Consider the following 13,792-nt stretch of genomic DNA (forward strand, 5'->3'; position numbering starts at 1 on the left):
CTGCCACCGATGTATCGCACGCAACAATTCGCGATCAGTTCGTGCTGCTGGCAAAGAACCAGCGCCGCGCCCAACCGGTTTCCGCCGGCAGCGTGAGCAGTGAGCATGAGAAGAAGCAAGTTGAAGTACTGCGACTGATCCAGGCCTACCGTATGCGTGGCCACCAGGCAGCCCAGCTTGACCCGCTGGGGCTGTGGCAGCGTCCTGCACCTGCAGACCTGTCGATCAATCATTACGGCTTGACCAATGCCGATCTTGATACGACCTTCCGTGCCGGCGACCTGTTCATCGGCAAAGAGGAAGCGAGCCTACGCGAAATTCACGAAGCGTTGCAGCAGACATATTGCCGCACCATCGGCGCTGAATTCACGCACATCACCGATTCCGAGCAGCGCCACTGGTTCCAGCACCGCCTGGAAGGCGTGCGTGGCCGTCCGGTATTGTCCGCCGATGTGCGCGGCCACCTGCTGGAGCGCGTGACCGCGGCCGAAGGCCTCGAGAAATACCTGGGCACCAAATACCCAGGCACCAAGCGTTTCGGCCTGGAAGGCGGCGAAAGCCTGATTCCGATGCTCGACGAGCTGATCCAGCGTTCCGGTTCCTATGGCACCAAGGAAATCGTGATCGGCATGGCTCACCGTGGTCGCCTGAACGTGTTGGTCAACACCTTCGGCAAGAACCCGCGTGAGCTGTTCGACGAGTTCGAAGGCAAGAAGAAGGTCGAGCTGGGTTCCGGTGACGTTAAATACCACCAGGGCTTCTCGTCCAACGTGATGACCACCGGCGGTGAAGTTCACCTGGCCATGGCCTTCAACCCCTCCCACCTGGAAATCGTTTCGCCAGTGGTCGAGGGTTCGGTACGTGCTCGCCAGGATCGTCGTAACGACGCCACCGGTGAGAAAGTGCTGCCGATTTCCATCCACGGTGACGCGGCATTCGCCGGTCAAGGCGTGGTCCTGGAAACGTTCCAGATGTCGCAGACCCGTGGCTTCAAGACCGGCGGTACCGTTCACATCGTCATCAACAACCAGGTGGGTTTCACCATCAGCAACCCGTTGGATGCGCGCTCCACCGAGTACGCCACCGACGTTGCCAAGATGATCCAGGCGCCGATCCTCCATGTGAATGGCGATGATCCGGAAGCCGTGCTGTTCGTGACCCAACTGGCTGTCGACTACCGCATGCAGTTCAAGCGCGACGTGGTCATCGACCTGGTTTGCTACCGCCGTCGCGGTCACAACGAAGCGGACGAGCCAAGCGGCACCCAGCCGTTGATGTACCAGCAGATCACCAAGCAGCGCACCACCCGTGAGCTGTACGCCGAAAGCCTGACCAAGGCCGGCGTGGTTGACGAAGCGCGTGTTCAGGCGAAAGTCGACGAATACCGCAACGCGCTGGACAACGGCCTGCATGTAGTGAAAAGCCTGGTCAAGGAACCGAACAAAGAGCTGTTCGTTGACTGGCGCCCCTACCTGGGTCACACCTGGACTGCACGTCACGATACCTCGTTCGATTTGAAGACGTTGCAGGAACTGTCCGCCAAGCTGCTGGAAATTCCCGAAGGCTTCGTCGTACAGCGCCAGGTTGCAAAGATCTACGAAGACCGTCAGAAGATGCAAGCCGGCGGCCTGCCGATCAACTGGGGTTACGCCGAAACCATGGCGTACGCGACCCTGGCGTTTGAAGGTCACCCGATCCGCATGACCGGCCAGGACATCGGCCGCGGTACGTTCTCGCACCGTCATGCTGTATTGCACAACCAGAAAGACGCGGGCACCTACATCCCGTTGCAGAACCTGTACGAAGGCCAGCCACGTTTCGACCTGTACGATTCGTTCCTGTCCGAAGAAGCCGTACTGGCGTTCGAATACGGTTACTCGACCACCACGCCTAATGCGCTGGTGATCTGGGAAGCCCAGTTCGGCGACTTCGCCAACGGTGCCCAAGTGGTGATCGACCAGTTCATCACCAGCGGCGAGCACAAGTGGGGCCGTCTGTGCGGTCTGACCATGCTGCTGCCACACGGTTATGAAGGCCAGGGCCCGGAGCACTCCTCGGCCCGTCTGGAGCGTTACCTGCAACTGTGCGCCGAGCACAACATTCAGGTGTGCGTGCCGACGACCCCGGCCCAGATCTACCACTTGCTGCGCCGCCAGGTGATCCGTCCGCTGCGCAAGCCGCTGGTGGTGCTCACGCCGAAGTCGCTGTTGCGTCACAAACTGGCCGTTTCGACCCTGGAAGATCTGGCCCAAGGTTCGTTCCAGACCGTGATTCCAGAGATCGACACGCTGGACGCCGCCAAGGTCACTCGCCTGATCCTGTGCAGCGGCAAGGTCTACTACGATCTGCTGGAAAAACGCCGTGCCGAAGGCCGCGAAGACATCGCCATCGTGCGTATCGAGCAGCTTTATCCGTTCCCGGAAGATGACCTCATGGAGATCATCGCGCCTTACACCAACCTCACGAACGTGGTGTGGTGTCAGGAAGAACCGATGAACCAGGGCGCCTGGTACAGCAGCCAGCATCATCTGCGTCGCAGCATCGGCAACCACAACAAGGCCCTGGTCCTTGAGTACGCCGGTCGTGATGCTTCTGCTGCACCTGCCTGTGGTTATGCGTCGATGCACGCCGAGCAGCAGGAAAAACTGCTGCAAGATGCTTTCACTGTTTAACGCCTTCGCGCTGACTGAAACCGAATTTTAAGGACCTACAGATAATGGCTATCGAAATCAAAGCCCCGTCATTCCCGGAATCGGTTGCCGATGGCACCGTTGCCACCTGGCACAAGAAACCAGGCGAGGCCGTCAAGCGTGACGACCTGATCGTCGACATCGAGACCGACAAAGTCGTTCTGGAAGTGTTGGCCGAAGCTGACGGCGTGCTGGGCGCGATCGTTGCTGAAGAGGGCGCTACCGTTCTGTCGAACCAGGTACTGGGTTCGATCGAAGAGGGCAGCGCTGCTGCCGCTCCTGCTCCTGCTCCTGCTGCCGCTGCACCGGCTGCTTCTGCCCCTGCTGCACCGGCTGCGGGTGGCGAAGACCCAATCGCTGCACCGGCTGCGCGTCAACTGGCTGAAGAAAACGGCATCAACCTGGCTTCCATCAAGGGCACCGGCAAAGACGGCCGCGTGACGAAGGAAGACGTGGTTGCCGCCGTTGAAGCCAAGAAGAGCGCTCCGGCTGCCGCACCTGCCAAGGCTGCAGCGCCTGCTGCCGCTGCGCCTGTGTTTGCCGCTGGCGACCGCACCGAGAAGCGCGTACCGATGACTCGTGTACGTGCCACCGTGGCCAAGCGCCTGGTTGAAGCTCAGTCGATCATGGCGATGCTGACCACCTTCAACGAAGTCGACATGACCGAAGTCATGGCCCTGCGTTCGAAGTACAAGGACCTGTTCGAGAAGTCCCACAACGGCGTGCGCCTGGGCTTCATGTCGTTCTTCGTGAAAGCGGCCACCGAAGCGCTGAAGCGCTTCCCGGCAGTCAACGCTTCCATCGACGGCGGCGACATCGTTTACCACGGCTACTCGGATATCGGCGTTGCCGTCTCCAGCGACCGCGGCCTGGTGGTTCCAGTCCTGCGTAACGCCGAGCTGATGAGCCTGGCCGAAATCGAAGGCGGCATCGCTGGCTTCGGCAAGAAAGCCCGTGACGGCAAGCTGACCATCGACGAGATGACCGGCGGTACCTTCACCATCACCAACGGTGGTACCTTCGGTTCGATGATGTCGACGCCGATCGTCAACCCACCGCAAGCCGCGATCCTGGGCATGCACAACATCATCCAGCGTCCGATGGCCATCAACGGCCAAGTCGTGATCCGCCCAATGATGTACCTGGCACTGTCTTACGATCACCGCCTGATCGACGGTAAAGAAGCCGTGACGTTCCTGGTGACCATCAAGAACCTGCTGGAAGACCCGGCTCGCCTGCTCCTGGACATCTGATAGAAGCAGTTGCACGTTGCGAGCTGCAAGCTGTAGGAAAAAGCAGCTTGGCTTGCAACGTGTGACTAGAAGCTTGTCGCAAATAGAGGATCTATTTTCATGACACAGAAATTTGACGTTGTAGTGATTGGTGCAGGCCCTGGCGGCTATGTTGCCGCCATCAAGGCCGCGCAACTGGGCCTTTCCACTGCTTGCATCGAAAAATACACCGACAAGGAAGGCAAACTGGCGTTGGGCGGTACTTGCCTGAACGTAGGTTGCATTCCATCCAAGGCGCTGCTGGACAGCTCCTGGAAATTCCACGAAGCCCAAGACGGCTTCGCGATCCACGGCATCAACCATGCTGGCGTGACCATGGACGTGCCAGCCATGGTCGGCCGTAAAGCCAACATCGTCAAAGGCCTGACTTCCGGCGTTGCCACCTTGTTCAAGGCCAACGGCGTGACTTCCATTCAAGGCCACGGCAAGCTGCTGGCCGGCAAGAAAGTTGAAGTCACCAAGCCAGACGGTTCGGTTGAAGTCATCGAAGCCGAAAACGTGATCCTGGCCCCAGGTTCGCGTCCAATCGACATTCCACCTGCACCTGTTGATAACAACGTGATCGTTGATTCGACCGGCGCCCTGGAATTCCAAGCCGTACCTAAGCGCCTGGGCGTGATCGGCGCTGGCGTGATCGGTCTGGAGCTGGGTTCGGTATGGTCGCGTCTGGGCGCTGAAGTCACCGTGCTGGAAGCCCTGGACACGTTCCTGCTGGCTGCCGACACCGCGGTGTCCAAGGAAGCGCTGAAAACCCTGACCAAACAAGGTCTGGACATCAAGCTCGGCGCCCGTGTGACCGGTTCGAAGGTCAACGGCGAAGAAGTCGTAGTGACCTACACCGATAAAGACGGCGAGCAGACCATCACTTTCGACAAGCTGATCGTTGCCGTGGGCCGCCGCCCAGTGACCAACGACCTGCTGGCTTCCGACAGCGGCGTGAACATCGACGAACGTGGTTTCATCCACGTTGACGATCATTGCGCTACCACCGTGCCTGGCGTCTATGCCATTGGCGACGTGGTTCGTGGCATGATGCTGGCCCACAAGGCTTCCGAAGAGGGCATCATGGTCGTTGAGCGCATCAAGGGTCACAAGACCCAGATGAACTATGACCTGATCCCATCGGTTATCTACACCCACCCGGAAATTGCATGGGTCGGCAAGAACGAACAGCAGTTGAAAGCTGAAGGCGTTGAAGTTAACGTCGGCACCTTCCCGTTTGCCGCTTCTGGCCGTGCCATGGCAGCTAACGACACCGGTGGTTTTGTCAAAGTCATCGCTGATGCCAAGACTGACCGCGTATTGGGCGTCCACGTGATTGGCCCAAGCGCTGCAGAACTGGTTCAGCAAGGCGCAATCGGCATGGAATTCGGCACCAGTGCCGAGGACCTGGGCATGATGGTCTTCTCCCATCCGACCCTGTCCGAAGCGTTGCACGAAGCCGCGTTGGCAGTGAATGGCGGCGCCATCCACATCGCCAACCGCAAGAAGCGCTAAGCGAGATAATAAGAAACCACGGCGGAGTTGCCCGTCGTGAGCCTTGCGCGCAAGACTCACCGCGGAATATCCGCTGGACGCAGCCTTGTGCAGCTTTACGGGCCATAAGCCCCGCAAGTTGCGCAAGCAGCAGTCACAGGTGGCGCGGCACTCATAATGAGCGCAGCGCCGAATGCGCAGTACCTAACGAAGACGGTAAAAAGCATGAATCTTCACGAGTATCAGGGTAAGCAGCTGTTCGCTGAATACGGCCTGCCAGTTTCCAAGGGCTACGCAGTAGACACCCCGGAAGCAGCAGCAGAAGCTTGCGACAAAATCGGCGGCAGCGAGTGGGTTGTCAAAGCCCAGGTCCACGCCGGTGGTCGCGGTAAAGCGGGCGGCGTCAAGCTGGTTCGCAGCAAAGAAGACGCCAAGGCCTTCGCACAGCAGTGGCTGGGCAAGCGTCTGGTGACTTACCAGACTGATGCCAATGGCCAACCAGTCACCAAGATCCTGGTTGAATCGTGCACTGATATCGCTAAAGAGCTGTACCTGGGCGCTGTCGTTGACCGTTCGAGCCGTCGCATCGTGTTCATGGCTTCCACCGAAGGTGGCGTGGACATCGAGAAAATCGCTCACGAAACCCCAGAAAAAATTCTGAAGGCCACTATCGATCCACTGGTTGGCGCACAGCCATTCCAGGGTCGCGAGCTGGCTTTCCAGCTGGGCCTGGAAGGCAAGCAAGTTGCCCAGTTCGCCAAAATCTTCGTTGGTCTGGCCAAACTGTTCCAGGATCACGATCTGGCCCTGCTGGAAGTGAACCCGCTGGTGATCAAGGCTGACGGCGATCTGCACTGCCTCGACGCCAAGATCAACATCGACGCCAACGCCATGTACCGTCAGCCTAAGCTGAAGACTTTCCACGATCCGTCGCAAGACGATCCGCGCGAAGCGCACGCTGCCAAGTTCGAACTGAACTATGTAGCCCTGGAAGGTAACATCGGCTGCATGGTCAACGGTGCTGGCCTGGCCATGGGTACCATGGACATCGTCAACCTGCATGGCGGCAAGCCAGCCAACTTCCTCGACGTAGGTGGTGGCGCTACCAAGGAACGCGTTACCGAAGCGTTCAAGATCATCCTGTCCGACTCCAACGTCGCTGCAGTACTGGTCAACATCTTCGGCGGCATCGTTCGTTGCGACATGATTGCCGAAGGCATCATCGGTGCAGTGAAAGAAGTCGGCGTTAAAATCCCGGTTGTTGTTCGCCTCGAAGGTAACAACGCTGAACTGGGCGCTAAAGTACTGGCAGAAAGCGGTTTGAACATCATCGCGGCTACCAGCCTGACCGACGCTGCTCAACAAGTTGTCAAAGCTGCGGAGGGCAAGTAATGAGCGTCCTGATCAATAAAGACACCAAAGTTATCTGCCAGGGTATTACCGGTTCGCAAGGTAGTTTCCACACCCAGCAAGCCATCGAGTACGGCACCCAGATGGTTGGCGGCGTAACTCCTGGCAAAGGCGGCACCGAGCACCTGGGCCTGCCCGTGTTCAACACCGTGAAAGAAGCCGTAGAAGCCACTGGCGCCACCGCCAGCGTGATCTACGTTCCAGCTCCTTTCTGCAAGGACTCGATCCTGGAAGCAGCATTCGGCGGCATCAAGCTGATCGTCTGCATCACCGAAGGCATTCCTACCCTGGACATGCTGGACGCTAAAGTTAAGTGCGACGAGCTGGGCGTAGTCCTGATCGGCCCTAACTGCCCAGGCGTGATCACTCCAGGCGAATGCAAGATCGGCATCATGCCAGGTCACATTCACTTGCCAGGTAAAGTCGGTATCGTTTCCCGTTCCGGCACCCTGACCTACGAAGCTGTGAAGCAGACCACTGACGCCGGTTTCGGTCAGTCGACTTGCGTCGGCATCGGCGGTGACCCGATCCCAGGCTCCAACTTCATCGACATCCTGAAGCTGTTCCAGGAAGACCCGAAGACCGAAGCGATCGTAATGATCGGTGAGATCGGCGGTTCGGCTGAAGAAGAAGCGGCTGCCTACATCAAGGCCCACGTGACCAAGCCGGTTGTTTCCTACATCGCTGGTGTGACTGCCCCTGCGGGCAAGCGCATGGGCCATGCTGGCGCAATCATCTCTGGCGGCAAAGGCACTGCAGACGAGAAATTCGCTGCACTGCAAGACGCAGGCGTTAAAACCGTGCGTTCGCTGGCAGACATCGGCAAGGCCCTGGCTGAGCTGACTGGTTGGGCTGTCAAGTAAGCCTCGCGCTTAGCTGACGCTTCACCCCACAAAGGCCACCTTCGGGTGGCCTTTGTGCATTCTGGGTATACGCAGATTTGGGGATGTACTCGGTTCAATGTGGGAGCTGGCTTGCCTGCGATGCAGACACCTCGGTGCATCAGCCAAACCGAGTCGATGCTATCGCAGGCAAGCCAGCTCCCACAGGGTTGTGTATTGCCCAATTAAGTATGAAAACGCGACATTGAAATGTCGCTTATCGGACAGTCCGCCCCGCAACAGTGCGTTTGTCAGGCTAATTCTGTACTCTAGCCGCCTCTTTATGCGTCCGCGTCCCAAAAGGAAGCTGCGCGCTAGACCGGTCGGTCCCCACAAGGGCCGGCAGCATTTCCCTCATCCATAGGGAAGCCCTCTCTAAATTCCGATTCAGTAGTGTGGTATTTCCTCAAATGAAAGTGTTGAAAAGCCAGGATATCCTGGCGCTGGGCTTTATGACCTTTGCCCTGTTCGTGGGCGCCGGCAACATCATCTTCCCGCCTATCGTTGGTTTGCAGTCCGGGCCGCATGTGTGGATGGCGGCGCTGGGCTTTCTGATCACCGCAGTCGGTCTGCCGGTGGTCACCGTGATCGCCCTGGCCAAGGTCGGTGGTGGCATGGATGCGCTGAGCAGCCCGATTGGCAAGATCGCCGGTGGCCTGCTGGCGGCAGCGGCCTACCTGGCCGTGGGCCCGCTGTTTGCGACCCCGCGCACCGCAACCGTGTCGTTTGAAGTGGGCTTGGCGCCCTTGACCGGTGAAAGCCCGTTGGCGCTGTTCCTCTACAGTTCGGTGTATTTCTTGGTGGTGTTCTTTGTCTCCCTGTACCCAGGTCGATTGCTGGACACCGTGGGCCGTTTCCTGGCGCCGCTGAAAATCATCGCCCTGGCCATTCTCGGCATCGCTGCGTTTGCCTTGCCTGCGGGTGAGGTAGGGGTTGCCACGCCGGAATACGTTGCCGCGCCATTCTCCCAAGGCTTTATCAATGGTTACCTGACCATGGATACCCTGGGCGCGCTGGTGTTCGGCATTGTGATCGTCAACGCGATCCGCTCCCGTGGCGTCGAGTCGCCCAAGCTGATCACCCGCTACGCGATCATTGCCGGGCTGATTGCCGGTGTGGGCCTGGCGCTGGTGTACGTCAGCCTGTTCCGCCTGGGTTCGGGCAGCCATGCTGTCGCTGCGGGTGCCAGCAATGGCGCGGCAGTACTGCACGCCTACGTGCAATACACGTTCGGCTCCCTGGGCAGTGGTTTCCTCGCCGTGCTGATTTCCCTGGCATGCCTGGTGACTGCCGTGGGCCTGACCTGCGCCTGCGCCGAATACTTCAGCAAGATCCTACCGCTGTCCTACAAGACCCTGGTGGTGATCCTGGCGCTGTTCTCGCTGTTTGTGTCCAACCTGGGCCTGACCAAACTGATTGCCTTCTCGATCCCGGTGCTGACCGCGATCTACCCGCCGTGCATCGTGTTGGTGGCCCTGAGCTTCTGCAAAGGGTTCTGGCAGGAACAGGGCCGTATTGTCGGCCCGGTGATGCTGGTGTCGTTCATCTTTGGCTGCATCGACGCACTCAAGGGCGCGGGCCTGGCGGGTTGGATGCCTACGCAACTGGTAAACCTGCCGTTGAGCGAACAAGGCTTGGCGTGGCTGGTGCCGTCGGTGATGACGCTGGTCGTGGCCGTGGTGATTGACCGTATGCTGGGCAAGCGCAGCGAAGCTATCGCGTAACACGCGGTTCGTGCTGTGCTGAAATGCCCCGTATCAAACGATACGGGGCATTTTTTTTGAGTCGATGGCAGTGTCTTTTTTTTGGGGATGGCGTCAAAAATCTCAAGTTGAAAACACTGGTCGGTGTGGGAGCTGGCTTGCCTGCGATGGCGGCACATCGGTTGTGCGCGGTGGTGACTGCAAAGACGCTATCGCAGGCAAGCCAGCTCCCACATTTGGACCGTGTCGGCCCTATCATCCTGTGTACAAGGACCCGCATGTCGTTCGTTGAAGCCAATTGGATCCACCTGCTTGCCGCGCTCTGGTTTGTCATCTGCTGGGGCGGCTACACCCGTTACGCAACGTGGAAAGCCCGGGACACGGCGTGCCTGGCCAGCGTGTTGCACCTGTACCGTGAAGACTGGATGCGCCGCATGCTGCTGCGCGACAACCGTATCGCCGACGCCAGTGTGATCGGTAACCTGGAGCGCAATGCCTCCTTCTTCGCCTCCAGCACTTTGATCATCCTCGCCGGTATTCTCACGGTGCTGGGGGCTTCGGAACGCGCAGTGTCATTGCTGGCGGACATTCCCATGGTGCAGCAGGCATCCCAGGGTATGTCGGAGATCAAATTGCTGTGCCTGGCATTGGTGTTCGTCTACGCCTTTTTTACCTTCAGCTGGTGCATGCGCCAGTACAACTTCGCGGCGGTACTGGTGGGCTCGGCGCCTATGATCGGTGAACGGCACGTGTCGGAGCAGGAGCGCAAGGCGTTTGCTTTGCGGGCGGCGCGAGTGATTTCGATGGCGGCCAACCAGTTCAACTTTGGCCTGCGCGCCTATTACTTCGGCATGACCATGCTGGCCTGGTTTGTCAGCCCCTGGTTGTTCATGTTGATGAGTAGCGGGGTGGTGCTGGTGCTGTACCGCCGCGAGTTCCATTCCGATGTATTGCAGGTGATGGTGTATACCCCGACCGATATGCCAGCAGTCGAGGCTGCAAAAGAGGGTGCATCGTAGCGCTGGCAGTAAATCGCAGACAAAGAAAAGCCCGCTTAGTCAGCGGGCTTTCTTTTTGCTGCAATACAGCTTTAAACCCAGCGATTACTGCTTGGCAGGTTCTGCTGGTGCGGCAGGTGCAGCTTCTTTTGCAGCAGCTTCGTTCGATTCGGCTTGAGCTTTGGCAGCTTCGGCGTTTTCTTTCGCAGCGTCGTTCACTTTATCCTGTGCTTTAGCCATATCTTGCTGAGCTTGCTCAGAATGTGCAGCAGCGTCTTGGGCTTTGTCTTCGGATTTCTTGTCGCAGGCAGCCAGACCGAGAGCAGCGGCCAGCATCATGGAAATAGCTAATGTCTTACGCATGGGGTGTTTCTCCTTATTGAAGATATCTACTGGCCTTTCGAACCCAAGGGGCCAGCATTAGTTCCTTATGTCCCACAGATATATAGCATGTTTCGTACAGGAACTTTACCCAGCCATTCCCATCCGCCGAATTCACACTAATAAGAGTCTAAAAACAATGACCGAAAACCCGTTGTTAGAGCGTGCCACGCGCTTTGTTTCGGCCCTGCGCCATTGCCAGGTGCTGGGGGTGAGTGTTCATCAAGCCAGCGAGGAGGGCATGACCCTCGTACTGCCGTATGGGCCGCATATCGTCGGTGACCCCCTGAGCGGGGTGATCCATGGCGGCGCGCTCACCTCGTTGATGGACACCGCCTGTGGCATGGCGACCTTGTGCGTACTGCCCGAGTTCGAAGTGTGCCCCACCCTGGACCTGCGCATCGACTACATGCATCCCGCCGAACCCCATAAGCCGGTGTATGGCTTCGCGCAATGCTACCGGGTGACCACCGACGTGATCTTCACCCGTGGCGTCGCCTATCAGGATGACCCGCAACAACCTATTGCCCATGTGGTGGGCACGTTCATGCGCATGGGCAAGCGCCTCAAAGGCACCCAAGGCTTGGGCACGGTCATCAAGGGAGAGCAGGCATGACGCATCGGTTCAAGACCCGTCTGGAGCAAGCCCACGATCGTGGCAACTATGACGCGCTGCTCGAGTTGGTGCCCTATGCCAGGCTGATCGGCATCGAATGCACCCGTCTGGGGGATGAGTTGCTGTTTCGCCTGCCGGCCAACAAGGACAATATTGGTAACCCCATATTGCCAGCGTTGCATGGCGGGGTGATCGCCGGCTTCATGGAGTTGGCAGCCGCCCTGCATCTGATGGTGTTTACGGGCGCTCCGGGCCTGCCGAAAATCATCGACTTCTCCCTGGATTACCTGCGCGCCGGCCAGTTTCGTGACACCTATGCCAAGTGCCAGGTATGGCGCCAGGGCCGGCGCGTGGCCAACGTTGCGATTACCGCCTGGCAGAGCACTGCGGCCGAACCGATTGCCACCGCCCGGGCACATTTCAAGATTGAGGAATTGGCCCGCCCTTGAAATCCTGGCCTGAGCCCCCAACTTTGATGACAACCCGCCGCCAACCCTTTCGGGCGCGGCCACTGCCATCCAATTGGAGTTTGATGACCATGAGTGTGGAAACTCAAAAGGAAACCCTGGGCTTCCAGACCGAGGTGAAGCAACTGCTGCACCTCATGATCCATTCGCTGTATTCCAACAAGGAAATTTTCCTTCGCGAATTGATCTCGAACGCCTCTGACGCTGTCGACAAATTACGTTTCGAAGCCCTGTCCAAGCCTGAGTTGCTGGAAGGCGGCGCGGAACTGAAGATCCGTGTGAGCTACGACAAAGACGCCAAAACCGTCACCCTCGAAGACAACGGTATCGGCATGAGCCGTGACGATGCGATCACCCACCTGGGGACCATCGCCAAATCCGGCACTGCAGATTTCATGAAGAACCTGTCGGGCGACCAGAAAAAAGACTCTCACCTGATCGGCCAATTCGGCGTGGGCTTCTATTCGGCCTTCATCGTCGCCGACAAGGTTGAAGTCTTCAGCCGCCGCGCCGGCCTCGACGCCAGCGAAGGCGTGCACTGGGCCTCCAAGGGCGAAGGCGAATTCGAAATCGCCACGATCGACAAGGCTGACCGCGGCACGCGCATCGTGCTGCACCTGAAAGCCGGTGAAGACGAATTCGCCGATGGCTGGCGCCTGCGCAACATCATCAAGAAGTACTCCGACCACATCGCGTTGCCGATCGAGTTGCCCAAGGAACAGACCGTTGCCGAAGGCGAAGAAGCCCCGGTGGCGGAGTGGGAAACCGTCAACCGCGCCAGCGCCCTGTGGACCCGTCCGCGTACCGAGATCAAGGACGAGGAATACCAGGAGTTCTACAAGCACATCGGGCACGATTACGAGAACCCGCTGAGCTGGAGCCACAACAAGGTTGAAGGCAAGCTCGAATACAGCTCGCTGCTCTACGTCCCGGCCCGTGCTCCGTTCGACCTGTACCAGCGTGAAGCGCCAAAAGGCCTGAAGCTCTACGTACAGCGCGTGTTCGTGATGGACCAGGCGGAATCCTTCCTGCCGCTGTACCTGCGCTTTATCAAAGGTGTGGTCGACTCCAACGACCTGTCGCTGAACGTGTCGCGGGAAATTCTGCAGAAAGACCCGATTATCGACTCCATGAAGTCGGCGCTGACCAAGCGCGTGCTCGACATGCTGGAAAAGCTGGCGAAGAACGAGCCTGAGCAATACAAGAGCTTCTGGAAAAACTTCGGCCAGGTCATGAAAGAAGGCCCGGCAGAAGATTTTGCCAACAAGGAAAAGATTGCCGGTTTGCTGCGTTTTGCCTCGACTCAAGGCGAAGATGGCGAGCAGGTTGTGTCCCTGGCTGATTACCTGGCACGTGCCAAGGAAGGTCAGGACAAGATCTACTACCTGACCGGCGAAACCTACGCTCAGGTCAAGAACAGCCCGCACCTGGAAGTGTTCCGCAAGAAAGGCATCGAAGTGCTGCTGCTGACCGACCGTATCGATGAGTGGCTGATGAGCTACCTCACCGAGTTCGACGGCAAAACCTTCGTCGACGTGGCCCGTGGTGACCTGGACCTGGGTAACCTGGACTCCGAAGAAGAGAAGAAAGAAGCCGAAGAAGTCGCCAAGTCTAAAGAGGGCCTGGTTGAGCGCATCAAGGCTTCCCTGGGCGAAGCGGTGAGTGAAGTGCGGGTTTCCCACCGCCTGACCGACTCTCCTGCGATCCTGGCCATCGGCGAGCAGGACCTGGGCATGCAGATGCGCCAGATCCTGGAAGCCAGCGGCCAGAAAGTGCCGGATTCCAAGCCGATCTTCGAATTCAACCCGTCTCACCCGCTGATCGAGAAACTCGATGGCGAGCAGAGCGAAGAGCGGTTTGGTGACCTGTCGCACATCC

General features: G+C 58.6%; 11 protein-coding genes. 10 read left to right on the plus strand and 1 reads right to left on the minus strand.

Translation table 11 applies throughout. From position 1 onward, the window contains the following. The 7 genes from GIW04_RS18820 to GIW04_RS18850 all read left to right on the plus strand — a co-directional run. The coding region (locus tag GIW04_RS18820; protein ID WP_236479113.1) for a 2-oxoglutarate dehydrogenase E1 component at positions 1-2,672 on the plus strand (2,672 nt) is incomplete at its 5' end. A 44-nt stretch (positions 2,673-2,716) separates the two neighbouring features. Then, a complete protein-coding gene (gene odhB / locus GIW04_RS18825) occupies positions 2,717-3,943 on the plus strand; it encodes a 2-oxoglutarate dehydrogenase complex dihydrolipoyllysine-residue succinyltransferase (RefSeq protein ID WP_236479114.1) in 1,227 nt (408 codons plus the stop codon). Between the two features lie 99 nt (positions 3,944-4,042). Beyond that, on the plus strand, positions 4,043-5,479 hold the full coding sequence (lpdA, locus tag GIW04_RS18830) for a dihydrolipoyl dehydrogenase (protein WP_003190010.1): 1,437 nt from the start codon (positions 4,043-4,045) through the stop codon (positions 5,477-5,479). Positions 5,480-5,683: 204 nt separating this feature from the next. After that, entirely contained in the window at positions 5,684-6,850 is a 1,167-nt protein-coding gene (gene sucC / locus GIW04_RS18835) for an ADP-forming succinate--CoA ligase subunit beta (protein WP_003190011.1), read from the plus strand. After that, entirely contained in the window at positions 6,850-7,731 is an 882-nt protein-coding gene (gene sucD / locus GIW04_RS18840; RefSeq protein WP_003190013.1) for a succinate--CoA ligase subunit alpha, read from the plus strand. Before sucC ends, sucD begins: the two co-directional genes overlap by 1 nt. Positions 7,732-8,159: 428 nt before the next feature. After that, positions 8,160-9,473, plus strand: coding sequence for a branched-chain amino acid transport system II carrier protein (brnQ, locus tag GIW04_RS18845; protein WP_003190014.1), 1,314 nt, complete (start codon positions 8,160-8,162; stop codon positions 9,471-9,473). A gap of 257 nt (positions 9,474-9,730) precedes the next feature. Further along, positions 9,731-10,471, plus strand: a complete 741-nt coding sequence (locus GIW04_RS18850; RefSeq protein ID WP_034135182.1) for a DUF599 domain-containing protein — start codon at positions 9,731-9,733, stop codon at positions 10,469-10,471. Positions 10,472-10,555: 84 nt separating this feature from the next. On the opposite strand, the gene GIW04_RS18855 is transcribed toward GIW04_RS18850, so the two are convergent. Beyond that, positions 10,556-10,813 (minus strand): hypothetical protein, encoded by a 258-nt coding sequence (locus tag GIW04_RS18855; protein WP_003190018.1) that lies wholly within the window; start codon positions 10,811-10,813, stop codon positions 10,556-10,558. Positions 10,814-10,970: 157 nt separating this feature from the next. Between GIW04_RS18855 and GIW04_RS18860 the strand changes: the two genes are divergently transcribed. From GIW04_RS18860 to htpG, 3 genes are all read left to right on the plus strand, one after another. Next, positions 10,971-11,447: a PaaI family thioesterase gene (locus GIW04_RS18860; RefSeq protein WP_003190020.1), complete on the plus strand. Its 477-nt coding sequence runs from the start codon at positions 10,971-10,973 to the stop codon at positions 11,445-11,447. Continuing rightward, on the plus strand, positions 11,444-11,896 hold the full coding sequence (locus GIW04_RS18865; protein ID WP_003190021.1) for a PaaI family thioesterase: 453 nt from the start codon (positions 11,444-11,446) through the stop codon (positions 11,894-11,896). Before GIW04_RS18860 ends, GIW04_RS18865 begins: the two co-directional genes overlap by 4 nt. Before the next feature lie 89 nt (positions 11,897-11,985). Further along, the coding region (htpG, locus tag GIW04_RS18870) for a molecular chaperone HtpG (protein WP_236479117.1) at positions 11,986-13,792 on the plus strand (1,807 nt) is incomplete at its 3' end.

Origin of the sequence: Pseudomonas sp. PA-4-8C (assembly GCF_021606625.1) — a bacterium.
GTDB lineage: Bacteria > Pseudomonadota > Gammaproteobacteria > Pseudomonadales > Pseudomonadaceae > Aquipseudomonas > Aquipseudomonas lactis.

What these genes read in the sequence shown, in the direction of transcription:
- GIW04_RS18850 (WP_034135182.1), top strand. Translation starts at nt 9,731, where the DNA reads ATGTCGTTCGTTGAAGCCAATTGGATCCACCTGCTTGCCGCGCTCTGG.
- GIW04_RS18860 (WP_003190020.1), top strand. Translation starts at nt 10,971, where the DNA reads ATGACCGAAAACCCGTTGTTAGAGCGTGCCACGCGCTTTGTTTCGGCC.
- brnQ (WP_003190014.1), top strand. Translation starts at nt 8,160, where the DNA reads ATGAAAGTGTTGAAAAGCCAGGATATCCTGGCGCTGGGCTTTATGACC.
- GIW04_RS18855 (WP_003190018.1), bottom strand. Translation starts at nt 10,813, where the DNA reads ATGCGTAAGACATTAGCTATTTCCATGATGCTGGCCGCTGCTCTCGGT.
- sucC (WP_003190011.1), top strand. Translation starts at nt 5,684, where the DNA reads ATGAATCTTCACGAGTATCAGGGTAAGCAGCTGTTCGCTGAATACGGC.
- odhB (WP_236479114.1), top strand. Translation starts at nt 2,717, where the DNA reads ATGGCTATCGAAATCAAAGCCCCGTCATTCCCGGAATCGGTTGCCGAT.
- GIW04_RS18865 (WP_003190021.1), top strand. Translation starts at nt 11,444, where the DNA reads ATGACGCATCGGTTCAAGACCCGTCTGGAGCAAGCCCACGATCGTGGC.
- sucD (WP_003190013.1), top strand. Translation starts at nt 6,850, where the DNA reads ATGAGCGTCCTGATCAATAAAGACACCAAAGTTATCTGCCAGGGTATT.
- lpdA (WP_003190010.1), top strand. Translation starts at nt 4,043, where the DNA reads ATGACACAGAAATTTGACGTTGTAGTGATTGGTGCAGGCCCTGGCGGC.